At 59.8% G+C, this 22,958-nt stretch carries 29 protein-coding genes; 19 read left to right on the top strand and 10 right to left on the bottom strand.

All coding sequences use genetic code 11. From position 1 onward, the window contains the following. Positions 1-29 precede the first annotated feature (29 nt). Entirely contained in the window at positions 30-1,271 is a 1,242-nt protein-coding gene (locus RYH70_RS06075) for an NAD(P)/FAD-dependent oxidoreductase (protein WP_317009935.1), read from the bottom strand. A gap of 207 nt (positions 1,272-1,478) precedes the next feature. Here RYH70_RS06075 and RYH70_RS06080 point away from each other — a divergent pair, with 207 nt between their 5' ends. Both RYH70_RS06080 and RYH70_RS06085 read left to right on the top strand, forming a co-directional pair. Further along, on the top strand, positions 1,479-2,054 hold the full coding sequence (locus tag RYH70_RS06080) for a hypothetical protein (protein WP_317009936.1): 576 nt from the start codon (positions 1,479-1,481) through the stop codon (positions 2,052-2,054). Positions 2,055-2,193: 139 nt separating this feature from the next. Then, on the top strand, positions 2,194-2,526 hold the full coding sequence (locus RYH70_RS06085; RefSeq protein ID WP_258954009.1) for a VOC family protein: 333 nt from the start codon (positions 2,194-2,196) through the stop codon (positions 2,524-2,526). Between the two features lie 12 nt (positions 2,527-2,538). On the opposite strand, the gene RYH70_RS06090 is transcribed toward RYH70_RS06085, so the two are convergent. Together RYH70_RS06090 and RYH70_RS06095 are read right to left on the bottom strand one after the other, a co-directional pair. Continuing rightward, the gene (locus tag RYH70_RS06090) at positions 2,539-4,356 is read right to left on the bottom strand and encodes a hypothetical protein (protein WP_317009937.1); all 1,818 of its coding nucleotides are present in this window, start codon (positions 4,354-4,356) and stop codon (positions 2,539-2,541) included. Positions 4,357-4,606: 250 nt separating this feature from the next. Continuing rightward, the gene (locus tag RYH70_RS06095) at positions 4,607-5,050 is read right to left on the bottom strand and encodes a putative quinol monooxygenase (RefSeq protein WP_051414424.1); all 444 of its coding nucleotides are present in this window, start codon (positions 5,048-5,050) and stop codon (positions 4,607-4,609) included. A 129-nt stretch (positions 5,051-5,179) separates the two neighbouring features. Between RYH70_RS06095 and RYH70_RS06100 the strand changes: the two genes are divergently transcribed. Both RYH70_RS06100 and RYH70_RS06105 read left to right on the top strand, forming a co-directional pair. Then, positions 5,180-6,049, top strand: coding sequence for an AraC family transcriptional regulator (locus RYH70_RS06100; protein ID WP_317009938.1), 870 nt, complete (start codon positions 5,180-5,182; stop codon positions 6,047-6,049). 392 nt (positions 6,050-6,441) lie between these two features. Further along, positions 6,442-6,858 (top strand): VOC family protein, encoded by a 417-nt coding sequence (locus RYH70_RS06105; protein ID WP_063141841.1) that lies wholly within the window; start codon positions 6,442-6,444, stop codon positions 6,856-6,858. A gap of 97 nt (positions 6,859-6,955) precedes the next feature. On the opposite strand, the gene RYH70_RS06110 is transcribed toward RYH70_RS06105, so the two are convergent. Beyond that, on the bottom strand, positions 6,956-7,660 hold the full coding sequence (locus RYH70_RS06110; RefSeq protein WP_284456165.1) for a succinate dehydrogenase iron-sulfur subunit: 705 nt from the start codon (positions 7,658-7,660) through the stop codon (positions 6,956-6,958). Between the two features lie 260 nt (positions 7,661-7,920). Here RYH70_RS06110 and RYH70_RS06115 point away from each other — a divergent pair, with 260 nt between their 5' ends. After that, positions 7,921-9,159: a DUF1611 domain-containing protein gene (locus RYH70_RS06115; protein WP_316310054.1), complete on the top strand. Its 1,239-nt coding sequence runs from the start codon at positions 7,921-7,923 to the stop codon at positions 9,157-9,159. After that, positions 9,156-10,265: an alanine/ornithine racemase family PLP-dependent enzyme gene (locus RYH70_RS06120; protein WP_317009939.1), complete on the top strand. Its 1,110-nt coding sequence runs from the start codon at positions 9,156-9,158 to the stop codon at positions 10,263-10,265. The genes RYH70_RS06115 and RYH70_RS06120 overlap by 4 nt, the downstream gene beginning before the upstream one ends. 18 nt (positions 10,266-10,283) lie before the next feature. On the opposite strand, the gene RYH70_RS06125 is transcribed toward RYH70_RS06120, so the two are convergent. Beyond that, the gene (locus tag RYH70_RS06125) at positions 10,284-10,628 is read right to left on the bottom strand and encodes a helix-turn-helix domain-containing protein (RefSeq protein WP_317009940.1); all 345 of its coding nucleotides are present in this window, start codon (positions 10,626-10,628) and stop codon (positions 10,284-10,286) included. Between the two features lie 328 nt (positions 10,629-10,956). On the opposite strand from RYH70_RS06125, the gene RYH70_RS06130 reads away from it, so the two are divergent. After that, complete coding sequence (locus RYH70_RS06130) at positions 10,957-11,127, top strand: hypothetical protein (protein WP_022995404.1); 171 nt, start codon at positions 10,957-10,959, stop codon at positions 11,125-11,127. A gap of 231 nt (positions 11,128-11,358) precedes the next feature. Beyond that, positions 11,359-11,700: a hypothetical protein gene (locus RYH70_RS06135; protein WP_022995405.1), complete on the top strand. Its 342-nt coding sequence runs from the start codon at positions 11,359-11,361 to the stop codon at positions 11,698-11,700. A 19-nt stretch (positions 11,701-11,719) separates the two neighbouring features. Here RYH70_RS06135 and RYH70_RS06140 read toward each other — a convergent pair whose 3' ends face one another. Beyond that, the gene (locus RYH70_RS06140) at positions 11,720-12,724 is read right to left on the bottom strand and encodes an AraC family transcriptional regulator (RefSeq protein ID WP_316310055.1); all 1,005 of its coding nucleotides are present in this window, start codon (positions 12,722-12,724) and stop codon (positions 11,720-11,722) included. An 85-nt stretch (positions 12,725-12,809) separates the two neighbouring features. Between RYH70_RS06140 and RYH70_RS06145 the strand changes: the two genes are divergently transcribed. The 11 genes from RYH70_RS06145 to RYH70_RS06195 all read left to right on the top strand — a co-directional run bounded on the left by RYH70_RS06145 (position 12,810) and on the right by RYH70_RS06195 (position 20,262). After that, positions 12,810-14,012 (top strand): MFS transporter, encoded by a 1,203-nt coding sequence (locus RYH70_RS06145; protein ID WP_063141829.1) that lies wholly within the window; start codon positions 12,810-12,812, stop codon positions 14,010-14,012. Between the two features lie 98 nt (positions 14,013-14,110). Then, positions 14,111-14,410 (top strand): hypothetical protein, encoded by a 300-nt coding sequence (locus tag RYH70_RS06150; RefSeq protein ID WP_262460427.1) that lies wholly within the window; start codon positions 14,111-14,113, stop codon positions 14,408-14,410. Positions 14,411-14,636: 226 nt separating this feature from the next. Next, positions 14,637-14,948, top strand: coding sequence for a DUF2695 domain-containing protein (locus RYH70_RS06155; protein ID WP_262460429.1), 312 nt, complete (start codon positions 14,637-14,639; stop codon positions 14,946-14,948). A 76-nt stretch (positions 14,949-15,024) separates the two neighbouring features. Then, positions 15,025-15,684: an alpha/beta hydrolase gene (locus RYH70_RS06160; RefSeq protein ID WP_317009941.1), complete on the top strand. Its 660-nt coding sequence runs from the start codon at positions 15,025-15,027 to the stop codon at positions 15,682-15,684. A 195-nt stretch (positions 15,685-15,879) separates the two neighbouring features. Then, positions 15,880-16,656: a nucleotidyltransferase domain-containing protein gene (locus tag RYH70_RS06165; RefSeq protein WP_080530620.1), complete on the top strand. Its 777-nt coding sequence runs from the start codon at positions 15,880-15,882 to the stop codon at positions 16,654-16,656. Between the two features lie 46 nt (positions 16,657-16,702). Further along, positions 16,703-17,335: an immunity protein Imm33 domain-containing protein gene (locus tag RYH70_RS06170; RefSeq protein WP_317009942.1), complete on the top strand. Its 633-nt coding sequence runs from the start codon at positions 16,703-16,705 to the stop codon at positions 17,333-17,335. Further along, complete coding sequence (locus tag RYH70_RS06175) at positions 17,332-17,727, top strand: hypothetical protein (RefSeq protein WP_317009943.1); 396 nt, start codon at positions 17,332-17,334, stop codon at positions 17,725-17,727. Before RYH70_RS06170 ends, RYH70_RS06175 begins: the two co-directional genes overlap by 4 nt. 38 nt (positions 17,728-17,765) lie before the next feature. Beyond that, positions 17,766-18,395, top strand: coding sequence for an SDR family oxidoreductase (locus RYH70_RS06180; protein WP_022995413.1), 630 nt, complete (start codon positions 17,766-17,768; stop codon positions 18,393-18,395). A 22-nt stretch (positions 18,396-18,417) separates the two neighbouring features. After that, positions 18,418-19,050, top strand: coding sequence for a LysE family translocator (locus tag RYH70_RS06185; protein WP_022995414.1), 633 nt, complete (start codon positions 18,418-18,420; stop codon positions 19,048-19,050). Between the two features lie 22 nt (positions 19,051-19,072). Beyond that, positions 19,073-19,690, top strand: a complete 618-nt coding sequence (locus RYH70_RS06190; protein ID WP_063141823.1) for a glutathione S-transferase family protein — start codon at positions 19,073-19,075, stop codon at positions 19,688-19,690. Between the two features lie 95 nt (positions 19,691-19,785). Beyond that, the gene (locus tag RYH70_RS06195; protein ID WP_317009944.1) at positions 19,786-20,262 is read left to right on the top strand and encodes an anthrone oxygenase family protein; all 477 of its coding nucleotides are present in this window, start codon (positions 19,786-19,788) and stop codon (positions 20,260-20,262) included. A 16-nt stretch (positions 20,263-20,278) separates the two neighbouring features. On the opposite strand, the gene RYH70_RS06200 is transcribed toward RYH70_RS06195, so the two are convergent. From RYH70_RS06200 to RYH70_RS06215, 4 genes are all read right to left on the bottom strand, one after another. Continuing rightward, complete coding sequence (locus RYH70_RS06200; protein WP_022995417.1) at positions 20,279-20,656, bottom strand: DUF427 domain-containing protein; 378 nt, start codon at positions 20,654-20,656, stop codon at positions 20,279-20,281. 27 nt (positions 20,657-20,683) lie between these two features. Continuing rightward, positions 20,684-21,064, bottom strand: coding sequence for a ribbon-helix-helix domain-containing protein (locus RYH70_RS06205; protein ID WP_022995418.1), 381 nt, complete (start codon positions 21,062-21,064; stop codon positions 20,684-20,686). Positions 21,065-21,120: 56 nt separating this feature from the next. Beyond that, positions 21,121-21,690, bottom strand: a complete 570-nt coding sequence (locus RYH70_RS06210) for a DJ-1/PfpI family protein (protein ID WP_116027786.1) — start codon at positions 21,688-21,690, stop codon at positions 21,121-21,123. A gap of 66 nt (positions 21,691-21,756) precedes the next feature. Beyond that, complete coding sequence (locus RYH70_RS06215; protein WP_317009945.1) at positions 21,757-22,920, bottom strand: aromatic ring-hydroxylating oxygenase subunit alpha; 1,164 nt, start codon at positions 22,918-22,920, stop codon at positions 21,757-21,759. Between the last annotated feature and the right edge of the window lie 38 nt (positions 22,921-22,958).

Raw genomic sequence — 22,958 nt, forward strand, 5'->3', positions numbered from 1 at the left:
TGTCAGGCCGCCTCGCTGCTATCCGGAGATCAAAACCGGTCCACCCGATAAGGCCCCAGGTCCACATCGGTGGGCTCGCCGTCCATCATTTGTCCGAGTAACTTCCCTGTGATGGGGCCCAGAGTGAACCCCTGATGGCCGTGGCCGAAGGCCAGCCATAGTCCGGATAAACCAGGCGCCGGGCCGATAATCGGCTTCATGTCCGGGGTACAGGGGCGCGCGCCCATCCAGGGTTGAGGGTCGAGGCGTTGGCCCAGAGGAAACAACTGGCGGGCGGTGGCTTCGGCGGCGGCCAGCTGTTGGTAGTGGGGTGTGGCGTCGTGGCGGGCCAGCTCGGCACCGGTGGTGAGGCGTATACCGGCGCGCATGGGGGCGAGCAGGTAGCCGATCTCGGCGTCCATCACCCAGTGCCGCAGGCGGGCTCCGCCACGGGCGCCGTAATGCATGTGATAGCCGCGTTTGACGAACAAGGGCACGGAAAGACCTTGTTGTGACAGCCAGTGTTTGGACCAGGGCCCCAATGCCAGTACGACCTGTTGGGCCGATCGAATCTCGTCGCCGATCTCCGCCCGCCAGGCGTTGCCGTCATGGCCCAGTTTTCGCAGTGCGCCCTGAATAAACTGTCCGCCTTTCTCCTGACACGCTTTGGCGTAGGCGGCGACCAGAGCGCCCGGATCCGTGACGGTCCAGGGCTGGGTCCAGTGAATGGCACCGGCGAGGCCGGCGGCGAGATCCGGTTCCATCTCGGCCAGCGCCGCGCTGTTCAGAACGCGATGGGTAACGCCATAGTGTTGCGCATCGGCTTGTGCCAGCCGGCATTCTTGCTCCAAAGCCTCGGTGCTGCGAAACACTTCGAGGTATCCTTCACGGCGAACCAGCGCTTCGGCGCCGGCCGCATTGATCATCGGCGCATGAGCGTCCAAAGCATGGCGGATGAGAGCGGCGTACTCGGGCACGATGCGGGCGTAGCGCTCGGGCTCGGAGTTACGCCAATACTGAAACAGCGGGCCGGCCGCCTGAACCATACCAGAGGGTTGGTAGCGGATGTCGATTTGCCGGTTGGGCAACACCCGCATCAGCGTGGCCAGGTCCCGGGGGAAACGGTAGGGGCGAACGGCTTCGCGTTGGATGATACCGGCGTTGCCGAAGGAGGTTTCCCGGCCTGGCTCGTTACGGTCGACCAGGGTTACCCGGTGACCGCGTTCAAGCAGATGCCAGGCAGCGGATACACCGACCATGCCGGCTCCCAGTACCAGAATGTCGCGCGACATTATTATTTCTCCCTCTCTGCCGGCGTCTGTCCGCCGGGTTGTCCTGTCTCGCCTTTCCCTCACCGTATCCGTGTGGGATGGGATACTGGGAGCGTGCGTTTGATCGGCGCAAAAGGCAAGATGATGGGTTCATGGCATCTTTCTGGATCTGCACGGGTAACCCGGGAGCAGACTCCGGGGTGCTGGATCAAAAGAGAGAACACCGTAATGAGTGACAACTGCACCCACATCGTGCCGGTTCATAAAGGGGACTACCCCGACGATCATGCCAAGGTGAAGGAGATCCTTTACTGGTTCCAGAAAAGAGGCATGGTGGAAAATGCGCTGTCCGACTGCACCCTGGGTGAACCGGGCTACCGGTTTCTGCCGGAGATATCACGGATCTTCGATGAAGAACCACGACCGGACAGTTCGGAACATACGCTGCTGACCCATGGTCTGGAGCTGCATCATGGCAGCCGCCGGGTTTTCCATCCCATGGAGGGTGCCGACCTCCATTTTGCTTGCCCGGAGTGTAATCACGACATGGGCTGGGACGCGGCGGATAGCATCAGCGCCTGGTACGAAAGAGAAGACGATTATCCGCAATGCCGGAATTGCGCGAAGACATTTCATATTACTGAATATCGGACCGATCACGGCGGCAAGGAACCGCCCTGGGCATTCAGTAATGTGGCCATCACCCTTTGGAACGCCTTTGGCGAGGCGTTTGCTCCCTGGTTCCTGGACGAAATGAAGACGCTCTACGGAACCGATATTCTGGTGGTGGAAGTTCGTATTTAGATGTTGTGGAAGGGCGGCCACGCAGCCTGTCCTTTCAATACCGGACGTTATCGTCGCAATCCCGTCGCCAGCTGCAGAAACGGCTTGGAGGCGCGCGGTTTTGCCACAGTTGAGGTGAACTATGAGAGTCAAGCGCATCATGGCCAACATCGAGACATCGGATGTCGAGAAGGCCGCGTTCTTTTATGGGGAAATGCTGGGCCTTGACCTGTTGATGGATCACGGCTGGTTACGGACTTACGGCTCGGCCGAGACGATGCGGGTTCAGGTCAGTTTTGCCTCGGAAGGCGGCTCGGGAACCCCGGTACCTGATCTCTCCATCGAAGTTGATGATGTCGAGGCGGCGTTGGCGCGCTTCAAGGCAGCCGGGATCCCGGTGGAGTACGGTCCCGTCAGCGAACCCTGGGGCGTGCGGCGATTCTATGTCCGTGATCCGTTTGGGAAGCTGGTCAATATTCTGCAACACGAATGACGGTGCGGCCGCTTATTCCCTTGCGGCCGGCTCCTTCAGATGCAGATCGACCTGATAGTCCACGGTCTTCGTGTCCCCTCTGTGCCAGACTTCAAAGATCTCCGGCAGGCCGTTGTAGTAGATGACATCAACACCGGGGCCCTCGGTTCTTGGGAAGTGAAGATCCGTGACCTTGCTCAGATAGCGCTGGCCGGCGCTCTTGGCGAAGAACAGATGAGTCTTCTCGGAAGGCTCACTATTGCGCGCGGGCCCAAAGACGGCGCGGTCAATAATGATCATGTTGTCCAGGATGCGTACACCATCAGGTAGATTGTTTCGATCGTGACTTTTCTTGGTCAGCTCTGGCGTGGTTACCACGGGCACGGTGGCGGAGAGCCGCACCGGCTTTTCAGGAAAGCGCCCGGGGTTATACTCTATCCGGCTCACCATGAATCGATAATAGTCCGGGTCGTCACTGGGCAGATTGATGGCAGTGCCTTCGGCATTAAGAAAGACGATGTCGTGAACCCCAGGCTTTTGGTAGCGATCGAATATACCGAGAAAGCGGTCGCTTTGTACCTGGGGATAATAAAGCTTTACCTGGGCGCTGTACTCCAAATCCGCTGATATCTCATTCTGACGAATGTCGATGGCGGTCTTCATTTCGTCTGCGTTGAGCTCCACCTTGTTCTGGATCGAATGGTCGTAGACAGGACTGAGGGTGGGAATGCGCTCCAGCGTATCCAGATCGAGGCTCGGCGTGGGCTGCCGCCTGGCCAGGTTGCGAATGGGTAAGTCGAGATGCTGTTTAAAAGGCGTTTGCTTCGCTTCCTTGTCGAGCAGGGTTATACGGGCGGTTTTAACGGAGCCGCTGAAAAAGAAGTGCTTATGGAGCCTGTTTCCATATTTTTCATTCAGCTCATTCTGCATTTCATCGAATCGCTGGTCTATTTGAGTCTCCGTCAGTGTCCCTTCAACTGCCCGATCAATCAGGTCGTCGATGATAAGGTCGGAAGCTTCATAAAGTTCAGAGCGGCCGGTGCGGGTACCTGTATGGGAAAGGTACTTTCCAGTGTCATCAAGAGCTTCGCCGATGATGTCCTTGCTGCCTAATGGTGGCGATTTGCCGTTGGGGGAGGACACTTCAATGGCGTAAGAGAAGTCATTGGCCTCCACCAAAGTCACCGTGTACCCGTCCTTCGATTGGGGCTGGTCGATATCCGAGCGGCTGAAGTCAAACTGGATCAGCTTTCTCGGAAGCTGAACGGAGAACTCACCGACCAGTGCGACGGGGGCCGGTTTGTCCGGGCCAAGGGGATCACGATAGCAAAACGTATTCCGGGCGCCGCTGTACTCTATTTCAGTATTGTAGGCGCTTCCCGAAAAGTGATTCGGCAATGCCGTGATCTCGCCGTTATCCAGCCGAATGGCAGTCCAGGCTAATCGATGCTGGAAAGGGTAGTTGAAAGGTTCGCGCGGCCATACGCAGCTTCTGTCCGGATAGGTGGTGGCGGCGATCTGGTTGGCCAGGAATACCTCTGTCAGTTCATCGATGCTCGAATAATCGTCCAGGCGGGCCAGCTTGGCGGTGGTATAGGTGGTGTTTCGTGGCGGTGCCCGGAAGTCCAGTTCCATTCCATCGGTGAACATGGCGTCGTACACCAGGTTAAGAAGTGACTTCCTGAGTACTTTATCTTCCACGGATTCCAATCGTGTGAGCCTGGCGTCCTTCTTTTCCAGCATCGCGTCCGTCAGCGCTTGAATATCCGGAGACCTATCATGGGAGATCATCAGGAAAATGATGACGGCGGCTATCGCCATACCAGAAAGCGCGATGAGGATTTTCTTCATGATGGGATCGGGACTCCTGTCAGACTGGCTCCAGTGTGCATTCCCGCGTGCCCGGCCAGAGTAAGCCGGAGAGTGGCAACTCGCCTGGCCGCAAGGGCGGGAAGCGCATCGCGCGGATTGTCGCACAGATAAGAGGGTTAAGGCAGGTCAGGTGGCCTGACGCCGGGCCGAGCCGGGGAGCGCGCCGCCGGAACCAAGGGACCGGCGGCGGGTGGTGGGCTGATGGTGGATTGGCGGTGGAGAGGAGCCTTCAGCGCCGGGCAAACACCTCTTTGCTCATTAGTACATCCAATCTATGGACATGGGCGGGATAGGCCAGTAGCGCGTTCATCCGCTCAACATCCCGGAAGATATCGCCGCCGCCGCCCTCCACGTGCGCCTGCCGCCCGGCCAGATCCGGGAAAACCTCGAAGATACCAAAAGTGGTTTGCGAATACCGTACCGCATACCATGGGCCGGTGGCCGGCTCCTCCTCCACACAGCCGAGAATGTCTTCAAGCATACGGACGACCTGATTCTCCTTACCGGGTAGAGCCTCGATGTGAATATAGAAGGCCTTTGGCCCTTCTGCGCCATCCCGTCCGGATACGCGGACACCACGATGAGGGTGCTCCCCGGGAGATGGCGCCGGATCAGGGGTTGGTCCTGGAGAGGCGGTGGTTGCCACGCCGCTTGATTTCGTTTCGTCTTTCATCGTTCACCTCCATTGCAGAGGTTTTACGGTAGAACGGTACGGCACTCCGGTGATGCCCGAAGCTCGCCGGTTTTTGCCTGATTGTCCATTTCACTTTACGTGGTCGAAGTCGTCGGGCAAAAATAAATCATGTTTGATGCTCTACGTGACGCGGTCCAGCGTTATACCCGTGAACATGCCAACGCGGATGGTGTCGCCGGTACCCCGGTGCCCGGTCTGTTTCTGGTGCGTGGCTGCTCGCCTGGCGAACTGGAACATGCCATTGCCAGCCCTCTGGTATGTCTGGTGCTGCAAGGCAGTAAGCGAGTCACCATTGGCAATAGGGGGTTCACCTTTACCGCGGGTGACTCGATGATCGTCACCGCCAATGTGCCGACGGCCAGCCGGATCAGTGAGGCGACAATCACCAGGCCCTATCTGGCCCTGGCCTTGGATCTGGATCCGGCGGTGATTACCGATCTGGATGTGGCCATGACTATGGCGGGTTCGCCTCAGGAACCCGTGGGTATCAACGTCGACGAAGAACTTCATAATGCGATGTTCAGGCTGGTGAGGTTGTTGGAGCAACCGCGGTTGTTGTCCGTGCTGCGCAAGCAACTGGTCAGGGAGATACATTACTGGTTACTGCTGGGAGACCAGGGGCAGGCGATTCGCCGCCTGGGCTTGCCGGACAGTCAGGTTCGACGCATCGCCCGCGCGGTGGCCATGCTGCGCCAAGATTATGCGAAGCCGCTACCGATTGAGCGTTTGGCGGAAGCAGCGGGCATGAGTCGCTCCGCTTTTCACAAGCACTTCCGCGCGGTTACCTCGCTATCGCCGCTGCAGTTCCAGAAGCAGTTACGCCTGATCGAAGCCCGCAGATTGATGCTATCCCAGGGAAAGACCTCTAGCCGGGTCGCTTTCGAGGTCGGTTACGCCAGTGTGTCTCAGTTTACCCGGGAGTACGCCCGCATGTACGGACTGCCGCCGGTCCGGGATCGTAACACCACGGTAACTTAGAGAGAGTGCGGTATGGATACCAACACTCATACGCCGAGAATCCTGGCGTTTCCGGGTACCAGTCCAGTCTCGGGCCGGGTACGTTGGGCGCCAGCGAAGGCGCGGCGGTACAGGGCTTCAACATTCCCGCCGCGACTTATCTGACCATGGGGAAAACTGACATAACAATCATCACGCTTATCCAGGGTCGGCGTTGCTGGGATTGTATGGGAATCAACCGGCCCCGGGCTGGTGGGTGTTGAATCGCCTGCGGGATCTCGGTTTGGCATGGTTGATCCGCTTACCGGAAGATTTGCCCGGTAGGCCGGAACTGGGCGCTTTGGCTGCGACGGATCGCAGGGAAAGAGGCCGGCACCGGTCCCTGCAGGGCTCTCCGAACGGGAGTTCCCACCATGAAAATGATCGTCAATATTGATGTTCCTGAGCTGGCCCGAGCCATCGAGTTTTACACCGACGCTCTCGGGCTCAGGTACAGCCGTACACTGGATAACGACGTGGCGGAGCTGACGGGCGCGTCCGCGGTGATCTACCTTCTCAAAAAGGATACCGGCTCGCGTGTGGCACACACACTGCCACAGGTACGCAACTACGTCAGGCACTGGACGCCGGTCCATATTGATTTCGTGGTTGATGACATTGAGTTGGCCGCCGCCCGGGCCGTTCGTGCCGGCGCCGTTCGCGAAAGTGAGTGTATTGAGTGGAATGCCTCCAAGTGCATTACGTTCTCGGATCCATTCGGTCATGGATTTTGCTTGCTGGAGTTTGCCGGGGAGACGTATAGCGGTAGCTGCGCGGACTTTGGTGGATGATGTCATGTGCCGCCAAGAGAAGACCGTGGGAGCTAGTAAGATGGCTCAGTAATAAAACAATAAAAATGGATGGTAGAAACTGTCGGTGATCCGCTACTCAAATCCCCTCCTTCAACAGGCGGCGGCGGATATCGCTGATTGCCCTCATCGGATTCAAACCTTTGGGGCAGACTTCGGCGCAGTTCTGAATGTTCCGGCAGCGGAAAACACTGAACTGATCATCTAGGGCGGCGAGCCTGGCGCCGGTCGCGGTGTCCCGGCTGTCCCTCAAGAAGCGCTCGACCTGCAATAGCACCGCCGGGCCCAGATACTTGTCCGGGTTCCACCACCAGGAAGGGCAGCCGGAGGTGCAGCAGCCGCAAAGGATGCACTCGTAGAGACCATCGAGGCGGGCTCGTTCCTCAGGTGATTGTGTTCGCTCGATGGCAGGGGGCGGCCCATCATTGATCAACCAGGGCTGGATCTGTCGATACTGTTCAAAAAAGTGCTTTTGATCCACTATCAGATCTCGGATTACAGGCATTCCGGTAAGCGGTCGTATCACCAGGAGGTTGGAGTGGCCAACGGTATCGGCAACGGAAGTTATACAGGCCAAGCCGTTTTTACCGTTAATGTTCATGCCATCGGAGCCACAGACCCCTTCCCGGCATGAGCGTCTATAGGCGAGGGTTGTGTCTTTCTCCCTGAGGTGTTCCAGCACATCCAGCACCATGCGCTGACGAAAAGCCTCCTCGACTTCAAACGCTTCCATCCGCGGTTCGATATCGTTTTCCGGGATATAACGGTAAATCCGCACCTGTATCATGAGATTGCCTCCCGTATGGCGGCGGTTCCCGCCATCTGGTTGCTTTGGTCAGTGTGGAGCAGGGAAAGTGTCTGCTGCAAGGGGAACGTCCCCGTGCCTGGTGAGAGTGCGTGGCTGTTATATTGGGGCGTATCCGTGATACCATGGCTGTCGACCACCCCACCGCTTAGTGGGGATCTCTCGTTGTTTTTTCGGCCACTCTGGCCGGCCTAATCGCTATTGCCCCTCTAAGCGTCGCGCCGCTTGAGGAGTTCACCATGACCATCGTTTCCCCCATTTCGTTGCGAGCCCGTCCTTACTCCGCACAGGCTCCGCCCGCCGTCGCCCCGTCCTCCCGATCCCGCCCGCCGCTTGTTCCTCCTGAACCTCCTCTTCATAACGCTCACACTTTTGTTACCCGCGCGCGTGCGAACATCGCTACCGCGATTGTCTACTGTGAAGGGCAGTTCGGTGATATCGATGGCAAAACCGCTAACGGGCTGATCCGCCACTCCGAGAAATACGCTGTTCTGTCGGTGATCGACAGCCGTCAGGCCGGTCAGGATACCGGCACCATTCTGGATGGTAGCGCCAACGGCATTCCGGTTTGCCGTGATCTGAGCGACGCTCTGAGCCAGGTGGATACGGTGCCGGATTTTCTTATCTTCGGCATGGCGCCGGCCAGCGGGCTGCTCTCCACCGAGCAACGGGAAGTGGTGCTGGCCGCCATGGCCGAGGGCATGAGCATCATTAACGGACTGCATGAGTTCCTCAACGACGATCCGGAGTTCGCCGCCGCCCGGATTGCCCATAAGGTGGATATCGTCGATGTCCGCTGTCCCCGGCCGAAGAAGTTTCTGCGCCTTTTCAGCGGCCGTATCAGTGAGGTTACGTGTCCTCGTATCGCGGTGTTGGGCACGGACTGTGCCATCGGCAAACGCACCACCGCCACTGTTCTCACCGCGGCACTCAACGCCATGGGGCTCAAGGCGGTGATGGTTGGTACCGGACAGACAGGGCTGATCCAGGGGGCTCGCTATGGTGTGGCTCTGGATTCCGTGCCCTCGCAGTTTTGTGCCGGTGAGCTGGAAGCCACCATCGTCGAGGCCTTTCACGCTGAGCAACCCGATGTGATCATCATCGAAGGGCAGGGCGCGCTGAGTCACCCGGCTTTTTCCACGACCTCCTTCGTGCTGCGTGGAGCCTGCCCTCATGGCGTGGTCTTGCAGCATGCTCCGGCACGTGAATTCCGATGCGACTTCGCCACCATGGCCATGCCGGATCCGGCCGACGAAATCCGCTTGATCGAGACCTTTTCACCTACGCGGGTGATTGGTTTGACACTCAATCATGAACACATGGACGAGAGTCAGGTGGCTTCGGCCATCAATGCCTACACCCGCGATCTTGGTGTTCCCGTCACTGATGCGCTGTCCAGACCCGCCCAATACCTGGTGGATATGGTGTTCGCGGCTTTTCCGGAGCTCGCCGTCCGGTCTCAAGGAGAAACGCAATGAACGCTCCGCGCCTGGAAGTGGATCTGGACAAGATCACGCAAAATGCCCGTCTCCTGGTGGAAGAGTTGGGAGAAAACGGCATCACGGTGACCGGTGTCACCAAATCGTGCATGGGATCGGTGGAGGTCACCAAGGCGATGCTGCGCGCCGGGGTCAACGGGCTGGGAGACGCCCGCATTGAAAATATCGAAGCGATGCGTCAACAGCGCATCGCGGCGCCGATCATGTTGATTCGCTCACCCATGCTCAGCCAGGTGGAAAGGGTGGTCCGGCATGCGGACATCAGCTTCAACACCGAACTGGCGGTGGTACGCCGGCTTTCCGCCGCGGCCCAGCTCGCGGAGCGAACTCACGGTGTGGTGTTGATGGTGGAGCTGGGTGACCTGCGCGAAGGTATTCTCCCCGGTGATCTGGTCAATGCCGCCCGGGAGGTGTTACGTCTTCCCAATCTGGTTCTTACCGGTATTGGCACCAATCTGGCCTGCCACAGTGGCGTGGCGCCGGATGCGGCCAATATGGCGGATCTGTCGGCGCTGGCCGATGAGCTGGAGGAAACACTGGAAGTGAAGCTGGAACTGGTATCCGGTGGTAATTCGGCCAACCTGGATTGGGCATTGGGGGCGGGCCGCAAGGGGCGAGTCAACCACTTGCGCCTGGGAGAAGCGATTTTGCTGGGTCGGGAATCGCTACATCGCCAGCCGGTCGACGGCCTTTATACCGACGCCATTGCCCTGGTGGCGGAGGTGATCGAGTCCAAAATCAAACCCTCCCTCCCTTGGGGCACCTTGGGGGAAACCGCCTTTGATGAAGGCGTTACGTCCATGGATCGTGGTGATATGGCCCGGGCGATTCTGGCCATCGGAGAACAGGATCTGGATCCGGATGGGCTGTGGCCTCCCGAGGGCTTGTCCATCCTTGGCGCCAGCAGTGATCACCTGATTCTCAATAGCGGCGCACACCGGCTGCAGGTGGGCGGCGAGGTCCGCTTCGGCGTCAATTACAGTGCCTTGATGAGGGCTATGACCTCGCCGTTCGTGCATAAAGCGATGGTCCGGGGAATAAAAAACAAACCGGGCGCGGTGCACTCGCTGCATAACAGGCGCTGACGTCATTTCCCTGCGTGGTTATCGCTGCCGCCCCCCCCGGCGCTGGGCCAGCTGGTTGCGAGCGAAGGACAATATTTCCCGGAGCACCGGCTCCGGGGCTTCTTCGGCGATAGCGACCAGGGCCTCCCGCATTTCGCTTTCCGTTTCCACCGACGGAAACAGAAAGAACTCCTGTAACTCCACTCCCAGCACCTCGGCCATCGTTATCAGAGTATCCAGTGACGGAAAGTATTTGCCGGTTTCCAGCCGCGAGATATGGCGGCTGTCCACACCGACGCCTTCCGCCAGATCGTTCTGGGTCAGATGCCGGGCACGCCGCAACAAGCTGATGCGTTGGCCGATGAGTTGTTTGGGGTTCTTCATGGCTGCTCCTCTCCTGCCGGGCAGTTCAGCAGATAGCGGGGCCTTCAAGAACGACGTTTTATGATGAATTTTGTTGTAAATGTGATGTTGAATGGCTAACTTGTATGTGTAGAATGTAGATAAAAGGACAAAAAGAGGCATATGACGCCTATTTTGTTTGTTTTATGACCTGCTTTGTGTCGGTGAATGCCGCGTGTCAGCGGCATTGCCGAATCGGGAAAAGCGTGAAAAAAGGACGGAGCAGACCTCCGGAGTGATCCCCTGTTGGCCTGTTATCGGAGGTTGGGCTTGGAAACGATCCTGACGTGGGGTTATGGGGCGTGTTCGAATGCAAGAAGCCTTGAATGGTGGCGGGGTGGCAATGGCGGCGTTCTTGATCGGCGTCGTCTTGGTGGTATCGGGCTACATTCTGCTCTGGGGCATGGAGTGGATGGAGGACTTTTACCTGATACGCCGGGAAAAACGCTCCCAAAAACGGATGCCTGGAGAGGAGGAATAAGCCGTCCGGAAAACGGGAAGGGGTGGAGGGCATCAACTGGAAGCCTTTATGGACGGTTCACGTACAATCTAGCAGTTTCCTTTTTCCGGATCCGAGAGGTGGGTTTCATTTTGGTAACCAAGCGGGTTTCCCGTAATCTCAGGCAGGGACTTCGCCCCTGGAAGCAACGGTTAAAGGCCTGATGGCCAGACGCAGGGACGGTGCGGTGACAGCAACTGGATGGATGATGTTATGGGCCGCTGGTGGCGTCCAAACAAAGTGATACTTCGGCGAAACCGGGATCAGCGCGGCTATCGCTATCTTGCCGCCGAATTGCAGAGCAACGGTGATCTGGTGTTCGTGGGACAGGATCTGGGCGCGGGTGTTTCGGATAGCTTTGGTTGTTGTGAATATGAATGGCAATGGACGATAAAGGCCGCTGATATGCCGAAACTGAGGGCGGCGTTGCAAACCCGAAAGCCGGTGCTGGCGGCGTTGAAGCAACGTTTTGCCGGCGATGAATCGGTTCGGCTGTACGCGTTTTTGTGCGCCAGCGCGGTGCCGTTCGAAACCTTCAGCCGGATTGGTGATTGACCGGGAGCCAGCCCCCTCGTCAAGTCTCTTCGGATTGGTGGGGGAGGGCGGCGCGATAAGCCCCCGGTGAGTGGCCGGTGGTTCGTTTGAAAGCGCGACTGAAGGCCGCCTGGGAGCTGTAACCGAGCCGCTCCGCCACGTCCTCCACAGGCAGGCGTTCGCGGGTCAGCCACTGACTGGCAAGGCGCATACGCAGTTCGGTGACGTAGCGCAGCGGCGTGATGCCGGTCACCGCAAGGAAGCGTTCGGCGAACACCGAGCGGGATACGCCCATCTCCCGCGCCATGGATTCCACCGTCCAATGCCGGCCAGGTTCCCGATGCAGTGCGGCGATCACTCCGCCCAGGCGTGGGTCGCGCAATGCTTCCACCCAGCCGCTGGCATCTCCGCAGCCGCATTCCACCCAGCTTCGTATGATGGCGGCGGCGACCACTTCCGCCAGCCGGGTGAGGATGCTGGCGAAGCCCGCCCGCTGCCCGCAGACCTCCTGTTCCATGGCTTCCAGAATGGGGAGCAATTCCGACTGCCGGTCCGCTTGAGGGTCCACCCGCATGACCGCCGGCATCAGTGATACCAAGGGATGCAGGGAACCCAAATCCAGCTCCATGCAGCCACTGAAGATCAAGGTGTCCTGGCTGCGGCAGGTGTCCGGGTCGCAGGACCGCACGTCATTGACGGCATCGCAGAGGGCAGCGGCGTCAAAGCCGGTGATATGGCGGCACGGCAGCGCCGGTTCGGAGAGCAGGGCGTGGGGGGCATCGCGGGGCATCAACACCGCGGCGCCGTGGTTCAATTCATTCAAAACACCGTCTTCGCCACGCAAATAGGCTTGCCCCCGCGCCACGAAGTGGAAATGGGCCCGGGGCGTGCCTCCCTCGCCAAAGCGCACGCCGAACGGTGGCGTCAGCCTCAAACGATGGTAGCGCAGGCCTCGCAGTCGCATTCCCGCTAGCAATTCGCTGATCAGATCAGCGTTGGAGGAACGGGACAGATCAGATTGAGGTTCGGACGATTGATCAAGCATGAGCGACTATATGGCATGGATCGTCTGGTTTGTCCACTCTATTCTGGCCCCCTTCGTGATGCCATCTGAGAAAGAAGGGAGACCCATGAACAAGTCTGATACTGCGCGGGAGAACACGAGCGCTCCGGTGACCGCCGCCTGGGGAGCGGTGATTTCCCTGACCCTGGGAGTGTTCGGGCTGGTCACCGCCGAATTCCTGCCCGCCAGTCTGCTGACGCCGATGGCGGCGGACCTGGCGGTCAGTGAAGGTCTGGCGGGCCAGGCGGTGTCCATCACCGCGGTGCTGGCGATGATAACCGGTCTGTTTATCGCTTCGGTCACCCGGCGGATTGATCGGCGCCATGTGTTGGTCGGCTTTTCCGTGCTGCTGGTGGTGTCGAATCTGCTGGTGGCCTATGCGCCTAATCTGATTGTGCTGCTACTGGGACGAGTGTTTCTCGGTATCGGTATCGGTGGCTTCTGGGCCATGTCCGCGGCCACGGTAATGCGCCTGGTGCCGGAAGCGCTGGTGCCGCGGGCATTGTCGCTATTGTTCAGCGGCGTGTCGGCGGCTACGGTGTTCGCGGCGCCACTGGGCAGCTATCTGGGTGATCAGATCGGCTGGCGGAATGTGTTTCTGCTGGCCTCCTTGCTGGGGATCCTGGCGCTGCTGGTGCAGCTCGCCACCCTGCCACGCATGGCGCCCAATGGTCACACCCGTCTGCGTACCATGTTCGAGGTGATGATGCGGCCGCGCATGGGTTTCGGCATGTTGGCCTCCTTGTTGGTGTTCACCGGCCACTTTGCCTTGTTTACCTACGTCCGCCCCTTCCTGGAAAACGTCACCGGAGTGGCGGTGTCCGGCATTTCAGCCATTTTGCTCGGTTTCGGCGTGGCCAATTTCATTGGGACTTTCCTGGGCGGCGCGCTGGTGGAACGTAACATGCGACTGACACTGGCGGTGATGCCGCTGGTGATGGGCGTGGCCGGTCTGAGTCTGGCCATGCTCACCGGTACGCCAGTGAGCGATGCCATTCTGGTGGCGTTGTGGGGCATGGCTTTCGGTGCCGTCCCGGTGGCCTGGTCCACCTGGATCACCCGTACCGTGCCTGACGAGGCGGAAAGCGGTGGCGGGCTGATGGTGGTGGCGATTCAGTTCGCCATCGCATTGGGGGCCGCCGCCGGCGGCGCGGTGTTCAACGTCAGTGGCGCCACCGGCGTGTTCGCCATAAGCGGTCTGGTATTGATCTTCGCCGGGCTGCTGGTTTCCGTGGGGTTGCGTACTGAACCGTTGCCGGCCAAAGCCTGATTCCCGGTGTCTGCTGCGGGCCGTCCGGGATGACCGGGCGGCCCGCCTGCGTTAGGGTAAGTCCCTGTCGTAAATCGCCCCGGGTGACAACGCCGACCATGGATGCCGCCGCCTTCAATCATGAACTCGATGCCCACCTGGCCCGCTCCGGCAGGGTGGATCGCGATACCTTTGAACGTCTGCTGCAGGCGCATCAATACGGTACCGCCACGCCGATGCAATGGCTGGAAGGCAAACTGCGTCTTTTGCACAAGCGCCTGAGTTCGGGGCAGGCACTATGGCTTTACCAGCCCTGCTCGGGAGCTTGTTTGGAATGTCATACCGAGACGGATTTTATGGGTTGGGCTGGACAGTATTTCCCGGAAGCGAAAGTGGACCAACCACGGGGTATGTCCTGAACGGGATCCTGGCTGGACCACCAGATGTGATAATTGCAGAGAACGCAGTCACAGATCACGCTGGTGATGCTGTCCATCCGGAACCATTTGACCGGCAAAGCACTCCAGTGGAAAGGGGACTCCGGCCTCTATCGTGTAGGCAAGCATCGGCAAGGCCGGTTCCTCCCCCCCCCCCCTCAATTCATACCATGGCGCGGACACCGGGCGCCGCGCCGGAGAAAGACGGATGGATCAAGCGGCCAAGAAGGCGCTCAAGGCTGAATTCAAAGCAAAACGGCGCGCGGCATTATGTGCTTCCTTGCCGATGCCATTGGCACAATTGAAAGCACTGTTCTCCTTTCTTGATCGTACCGATGCCCCGCCTTGCGACCATTCCCTGACCCGGACACGGGTATTCCTGAATCAACAGGGCCTGGCGTCGGAGCTTGTGGTGCCCTGGCTGAACGAACACGGCGGCTATTGTGATTGTGAAGTGCTGGCCAATGTCCACGATGAGGTGGGTGACTTGATCGGCTGGCACTTGGACGAGGAGTATTGAGGGGAAGGCGGAGCGCACGGAGGATCGTGTTAGACTCCCGCCATCGTCAGTCTGTCAGCCGGAATTCCCTGTTCTAATGAGCGCATCAGCTTCTCAACGTGAAACCCGTTATCTGCAAGGCCCGGCGGGGCGCCTTCGCCTGACGCTTGATCATCCTGATGATGCGCCCTGTGGCGTGGTGCTGGTGGGCCATCCTCAGCCGTTGCTGGGCGGTTCCCCCCGGCATCCGGTGCCGCATTCTCTGGCGCGGGTCTTGCGCGATGCCGGCTGGCTGGTGGTAAGACCGAGTTTTCGTGGTGTTGATGACTCGGAAGGGGAGCACGGTGCCGGTGAAGGGGAAGAGCAGGATACCCTCTTGATGATCACGGCCTTGCGTGAGGAGTATCCGCGGCTTCCCTTGGCGCTGGTGGGCTTTTCCTTCGGCGCCTATGTGTTTGCGCGGGCCGCCACCAGACTGGAGCCCCGGCAGCCGGTGGATGGGCTGGTGTTGATGGGATTGCCGGTGGGACAGGTCCCGGATGGCCGCTATTACCAGCCGCAGCCCATCCCCGATAATGCACTTTTGCTGCATGGCGAAAACGACGAACGGGCGCCGTTGACGGACCTGCTGCAATGGGTCCGCCCGCAACAACGGCCGGTGGTGGTGTTCGCCGGTACCGACCATTTCTTCAAGGGCTGTCTGCCCCGCGCCGTGGCCATGGTGGTCGAACACCTTGCCGCGATTGCCGTCCGCTGATCCCGCCGATCCATCAAGGAACGTAAAAAGTAGCCGAAACGGCATGCGGGTACACTCAGTATGGCCGCTGTCACGAGCATACTGGCGAGCCCGCTTGCCCGGACTGGCGGGTTGCATGTCATGCTCCATTGTTGTGATGGTGGTGGTAAGGGCGAACCGGCGATGACCAACCGGAGGAAGAGGTAAAACCGGACTATGATTGATGAGGCAGTAAGAGAAGAAATCATGCGCCGCATTCGCGACGCGGAGCAGGAGCACGGGGTCCGTGTGCTTTATGCCGTGGAATCCGGCAGCCGGGCCTGGGGGTTTGCCTCCCCGAACAGTGACTATGATGTGCGCTTTATCTATGTGCACCCCCACGACTGGTATCTCAGTGTGGATCTGGAAGACAAGCGCGATGTCATCGAGTACGAAATCGTCGACGACATCGACATCAATGGCTGGGATCTGCGTAAGGCATTGAAACTGTTCTGGAAGTCCAACCCGTCCTTTGTCGAGTGGATGCAGTCCCCCATTGTCTATGTGGACGATCGTACCTTCTCCGAAGGCGTCCGCTCGCTGATGCCGGGTATATACTCGGTGGCGAAGGGCGTGCACCACTACCACAGCATGGCCAAGACCAACTATAAGGGATACCTGAAAGCCCAGTTGGTGCCGTTGAAAAAGTACTTTTACGTGCTCAGGCCGCTGCTTGCGATCCGCTGGCTTGAGACCCATGGCGAGCCCGCCCCCATCGAGTTCGAGCGCCTGCGTGAAACCCTTACGGACGCGCCGGGGGTAAACGATGAGATCAGCAAGCTACTGGAACGCAAGAAGCGCAGTCAGGAAAAGGAATTCGTGCCGGTGATCCCGACCTTGAACCGGTTTATCGAGAAGGAGCTCTCGCGCCTGGCCAGTTATCAGGAAGACCCCGCCGAACGAACCGAGGACCTGACCGCCTTGAGCCGGTTTTTCCGCTCCTTCCTGAAGTAGCGGATCCACTAAGGAACCATGGGATGACATCAAGGGGCGGAATCTGATGGACAACAGTTGGAGGCTGGGTGATGCCCAGGCGCTGGCGGATCACTATCCCTACACTTTCTACAAGCCGTCGCCGGAAGCCATTGCCCGGCTTCGCATCGGCGATCTGGCCAAGCTGATTTTCGAGTTCGACAGTGACGACCCTCAGGCGCCAGGGGCGGAGCGGATGTGGGTGTTGATCACCGACATCCATGATAATCATCGTTTCAGCGGGAGCCTGGAGAATATCCCTCTCTATATAAAAGACCTGCGAGCCCATGATCCGGTGCGGTTCGAGGCTCGTCACATCATGGGGGTGCAGATTCCTGATCCTGTTTCCAGCCTTGCCGACAAATATCTGCCACGCTGTTTCGTCACCAGAAAAGTGTTGCGCGATGGTGAACCGGTGGGCTTGCTCTACCGGGAGACGCCGGAATCCGAGGATGACAGCGGTTGGCGCATTCTTGCCGGCAACGAGGATCCTGCCTATCTGGATGATCCGGATAATACCGCCTACGTATCCCTAGGCGCGGTGCTGACCGAGGACGACAGCATTATCGGGCTGCTCGACCGGGAAGTGGGTGCGGAATTCGTGCGGGACGGCAACGGCGCCTTTATTGAGCAATCCGAGCCTCCGGTGTCGACGGCGTGAACTCATTGGTGGCCCGCTATTGTTTGGGAGAAGGGGAGCCGCCCCGCTATCTCGCCGCCATGCACACGGAGGTGTCGTCGGGGGAACTGGTTTTCGCTGGCGGCGGTGAGCCGCGTCATACTCTGAAGTTCTCTGATCAATCCGCATTGTACCGCCATCTACGGCAACTGTTGGCGAGCCGCCTGCCTGTGGCCGCCGGCGGTATGATGCCGGGACCAGTGGATGAGGTTGCGGCCTTGATCGCCGTGGGCTGCTTGGAAGGCCCTTATGTGGAGCTCGCCTGGTCAGGGCCGGGCCAATGGATTCTCCGAGAGCACATCGAAGGCGCTGAGGTCTGGCGCAAGGTTGCGGATTCCGCGGACTGGGTTAATGTGAAACTCCCGTTGAATTGAGAACGCGGAGGGCCGAAGTTCCCGCGAGGAGTAGAGCAATGACGATTCTGGTGGTGGGTGCCAACGGGCAGATCGGACGGCAGTTCTGCCAACTGGCGCAAGACGCGGCGGTCCCCTTCCGGGCCATGGTGCGAAGTACGGAACAGCAAGCCTGGTTCCGGGAACGGGGCATGGATACCGTGCTGGCGGATCTGGAAGGGGATCTTGACCATGCCTTCGACGGCTGTGATCAGGTGTTGTTCACCGCCGGCTCCGGGCCGCATACCGGGGCGGACAAGACACTGCTGATCGACCTGCACGGCGCCATGCGGGTGGCCGATCTGGCCAAAAGCAAGGGGCTGTCCCGCTATATCATGGTGAGCGCCCTGCGCGCCGACGATCCGCTGCGGGCGCCGGAGAAGTTGCGGCCCTACATGGCGGCGAAAAAAGCGGCGGACGATTACCTGAAGAACCGGGGCGTGCCCTACGTTATTCTCAAGCCGGGCCGTCTCACCGACGACGCGGCCACCGGCAGGGTGGCGACCAGCGTGGAGGAGGCCGGCGACAACGTGGTGTCCCGCGCCAATGTGGCGGTGGCCTTGCTGTATCTGGTACGGACCCGGTCTCTGGTGAACCGGGAATTTGGTCTGCTGGACGGGACAAAGACGCCGGAGGAAGCGCTGGTGTAAGGCGCGACCGGGGGACTGAAACATGGTGCCACTGCAGGATCTGATTATTTTCGCCGGTGCGGCGTTGCTGATGGTGCTGACACCGGGCCCCAACATGATCTATCTGATCTCCCGCTCGATTTGTCAGGGGCGGCGGGCTGGTGTGATTTCCCTGCTTGGCGTGATCGCTGGTTTTCTGGTGCATATGCTGGCGGCGGCGCTGGGGCTGACCGCCCTGTTCCTGGCGGTGCCCTTGGCTTATGAACTGTTGAAGTGGGCCGGTGCCGCGTATTTGCTGTGGCTGGCCTGGCAGGCGGTGAGGCCGGGTGCCCGTTCGCCGTTCGAGCCCCGTGATCTGCCGGCGGATTCCGATGGCAGGCTGTTCCTCATGGGGTTTCTGACCAATGTGTTGAACCCGAAAATAGCGGTCTTCTATTTGTCCATTTTCCCTCAGTTCATAGCCGTGGCGCACGGCTCGGTGTTCCTGCAAAGTATCACGCTGGGGCTGACGCAGATTCTGGTCAGTTTTTCCGTCAACCTTGCCATTGCGCTGTCCGCCGCTGGTATTTCCGGCTGGTTCGCCCGTAACCCGCTGTGGCTGGCGTTGCAGCGCTATCTGATGGGCGGCGTGCTGGCGGGTCTGGCGATCCGGCTGTCACTGGAAGAACGTAAATAACGGGAAGGGCAAGGAGGACGCCATGATTCTGTACGATGACCCGATATCCGGCAACGGTTACAAGATCCGTTTGCTGCTGGCGTTACTGGGGATTCCCTACCAATACGTGCCCGTGGACATCCTGCGCGGCGAATCCCGTACTCCGGAGTTCCTGGCGAGGAACCCCAACGGACGCATTCCGGTATTGCAATTGGATGACGGCACTTTCCTGCCGGAGTCCAACGCGGCACTGTTTTATCTTTCGCAGGGTACCGATTACTGGCCCGGAGATAAGGTGGAGCAGGCGCAAGTGATGCAATGGCTGTTCTTCGAGCAGTACAGCCATGAACCGAACATCGCCACCGCCCGCTTCTGGCTGGCGATCAAGGGGCTTGAAGAGACGCCGTTCAATCGCCAACTGCTGGAACAGAAACACAAGGCCGGTAATGAGGCGTTGGCGGTGATGGACCGGCACTTGAGCACGCGCACGTTCATGGTTGGCGAACGCTATTCAATTGCCGACATCGCCCTCTATGCCTACACGCACGAAGCTCATGAAGGTGGCTTCGATCTGTCCCTGTATCCGCATGTTCAGGCCTGGCTGGATCGGGTAAGCGGGCAACCGGGACACGTGACCATCGAGCAGGTTCCAAAGGCGTAGGGCGGGGTATGCCGATTCGATGATGTGGCTTTAATGTCGAAACGGCGAGGATCAACTCGACAACCATAAAACGGGGTCACCACCGAGGGCCTGCCATGAGCGTATTGATTCTCTTCCTGCTGTGCATTGGCGCGGGCATCATCGCCGGCGTCTTCTTCGCGTTCTCTTCCTTCATCATGAAAGCGCTGGCCGGGCAACCACCGGAGCACGGTGCCGATGCCATGCGGCGTATCAATGTCACCGTGCTCAATCCCGGGTTTCTGGGGATCTTCATGGGCTCGGCAATCCTCTCCGTTGCCGCCATCGTGGCGGCCTTCGTGCCCTGGCACGCCGGGCGGTCGCTGTGGATGATGGCCGCCGGGGTCTGTTATCTGCTGGGTACGTTTCTGGTCACCATGTTGTTCAACGTCCCCCGCAATGAGCGCCTGGCGCGAATGACGGATGGTTCGCAGGAGGCCCGCCGTTACTGGGCTCTGTACTTGCGTGAGTGGACGTTCTGGAACCATGTGCGAGCTCTGGCGGCGGCTTTGTCGGCCGCCACCGCGGCGATGGCGCTGTGGTTGATGCCCTGACCCTTGGGCGCGAGCCTCAGGCTTCGGGTAGAACCCGGATGTCCTCCACCCGATCCGGATAGAACGCCAGGTATTCCTTGATTTGCGCTACCGCGGGGAAAGGCTTCGGATAACTCCACACGGCGTTCTCTCCTTGCTCTCCGGGTAGACTGAAGTAGCTCGCCTCGCCTTTGTACGGACAGTAGGTTTTCAGTGGTGTCGGCGTCAGCAACGACAGGTCGGTATCGGCGCGGGGAATGTAATACACATCCGGCAGGTCGGCCTCGCTCACCGTCAGTGTCGCGCGGCTGTCGGCGACGATGGCTCCGTCGGCGATCACCACCACGCGCCCTGGTGTGGGATGGATGTCAATCGGATGATCGGGGCCGGGTTGTTTGATCGGGCGGTCGTTCATGAGCATGACTCCCGCAAGACGAACGGGTTAATGGGTGGTTTTGACTGCCCTGCCGCGAGGTGCGCCGCTGACGGGCTCGCGCGCCAGAATGCCTTCCGCGTCCAGGGAGGCGATGGCCACCCGGTTGTCGGCGGGGATGTCGCCACTCAACTGCAGGGCCAGGTAGCGCATGGCGCAGACACGCAGGAAGGACGTGAAATTTCCGAGATCATGGCCGGCGTCGATGGACTCATGATAGAGCCGGGTGATCATCTGCGGCAGGTTCATGCCGTCCCGTTCCGCTACCTCCTCAAGCACGCGCCAGAAGGCGTTTTCAATGCGCACACTGGTGACCATGCCGTCGATGCGGAGGGAATGGGTACGGCTGACCCAGAGTTGCGGGTCGGCGTTGATGAACAGCTTGCACATGATGAGGTCCTTCGGGTGGCCCCGAACCCGTGGCCGGGGCACCCGCACTGGCCCGGTTATTGGTCGAGCAGCTTGAAGAACTGGGCCAGCCAGGCCGGGTGGGCCGGCCAGGCCGGTGCTGTTACCAGATTACCATCGGTTACCGCATCGTCAACGTCGATGCCGGCATAGGTACCTCCGGCCAATTCCACCTCCGGCTGACAAGCCGGGTAGGCGGAGCAGGTGCGGCCTTCCAGCACCCCGGCGGCGGCGAGTAATTGCGCGCCATGGCAGATGGCGGCCACCGGCTTGTTGGTGTCAAAAAAGTGCCGTACCAGATTTTGCACTTCGGTGTTCAGGCGCAGGTATTCCGGCGCCCGGCCACCGGGCACCACCAGCGCGTCGTAACGGGCGGGATCGACACCGTCGAAGTCGGCGTTCAGGGCAAAACGGTGCCCCGGCTTCTCGGTGTAGGTCTGATCCCCTTCGAAATCGTGGATGGCGGTGGCCACGGTATCGCCCGCCTTCTTGTCCGGGCACACCGCATGGACGGTATGTCCGACAGCTTGCAGCGCCTGGAACGGCACCATGGTTTCGTAGTCCTCGGTGAAGTCACCGGTAATCATCAGAATCGTCTTGGCGCCCATGTCGGCCTCCCGCTGTTGTTGGTATGGACTGGGGAAAAGTTAGCAGGGGCCGATGGCTGAGAGGTATTACACCGTTACTACGTGGGGCTGGCGCTGTTCGAGAAGCTGTTGCAACTGCCGGTGAAAGCGCGGGGCGCTGTATTCGAAGGTACCGAACGTCAGCGCTTCATTGGCGCCGCTGGCGAGCCCGCTCTGGATCGACTCCGCCAGATCGTAGTCTTCCGCCAGGGTGCGGCGGTACAAATCCACGTTGGCCTGCCAGTAGCTCCGTGCTTTTTCGCTGTCCGGGGTTTGTGGCAGAAGCGTGGTCTCATGGACCCGGGTGAGGCCGGGAGCCAGGGGTTCGAGGGTACTGAACTGGGTGTGGTCCGGTTGCACCAGGAAGGTGGTGTTGGGAAAGAAATAGTAGATGATGTTGCCGTAGTCCCGTGGCTGGAACCGGTCGCGAGGTGGCGGCGAGGCTGGATCGAAATTGGCCTTGAGCAGGTACAGACGGCGGTTCAGATCGAACTCGTCGACGATCTGAAGGTTGTCGGTGAACATGTGGGCGATGGTGTTGCGGTGGGCAATTTTGAAGTGATACGCCTCGAAGGCGCCGTCCACCAGCAATTTCCAGTTTGCCTTCACCAGGTAGGAACGGGAGGCGAAGCCCTGGGGCTGTGCCAGGTCCTGGGTCTCCAGCTCCGTCATTAAGGGATCGAGGTGTGTGTCGATATCCTGATCGGCCTGATCCGGATCCAGAATCAGCCAGATCATGCCGGCGCGTTCGCTCACCGCCAGCCGGCGCAGGCCCGAGCGTGATCGGTCCAGGCAGGGAAAACCGAAATCCTGCGGCAGCCCCTTGAGGTCGCCGTCCGGTTTGTAGGTCCAGGCGTGATAAGGGCAAACGAAAGACCGCGCACCATGACCGCGCCCGGCGGGCACCACGCGCGCGCCACGATGACGGCAAACGTTGAGGAAGGCCCGCACCGTACCGTCGGGTTGGCGTACCAGCAACAACGGGGTGTCATAGCAATCCAGGGACAACCAGTCACCAGCCGCCGACAGCTCGGACGCCGCCGCCACTGGAAGCGGGCGACGGCGGAGCAGGTCCCTTTCCTGTTCGAAAACAGTCCTGGACAGATAGCGGGAGACTGGAATCGAAGCGGATGCCTGGTTGCCCTCCGGACGTTCTCCCGAGAGCGAGGCGAGGGCACGCTCATAGAGATTTTTCCGATCAGCTTGTTTCATTTTTATGCTGCTGTGGTTTTTCAGGGTAACAATGCGAT

Origin of the sequence: Alloalcanivorax xenomutans (assembly GCF_032810065.1) — a bacterium.
Lineage (GTDB): Bacteria > Pseudomonadota > Gammaproteobacteria > Pseudomonadales > Alcanivoracaceae > Alloalcanivorax > Alloalcanivorax xenomutans.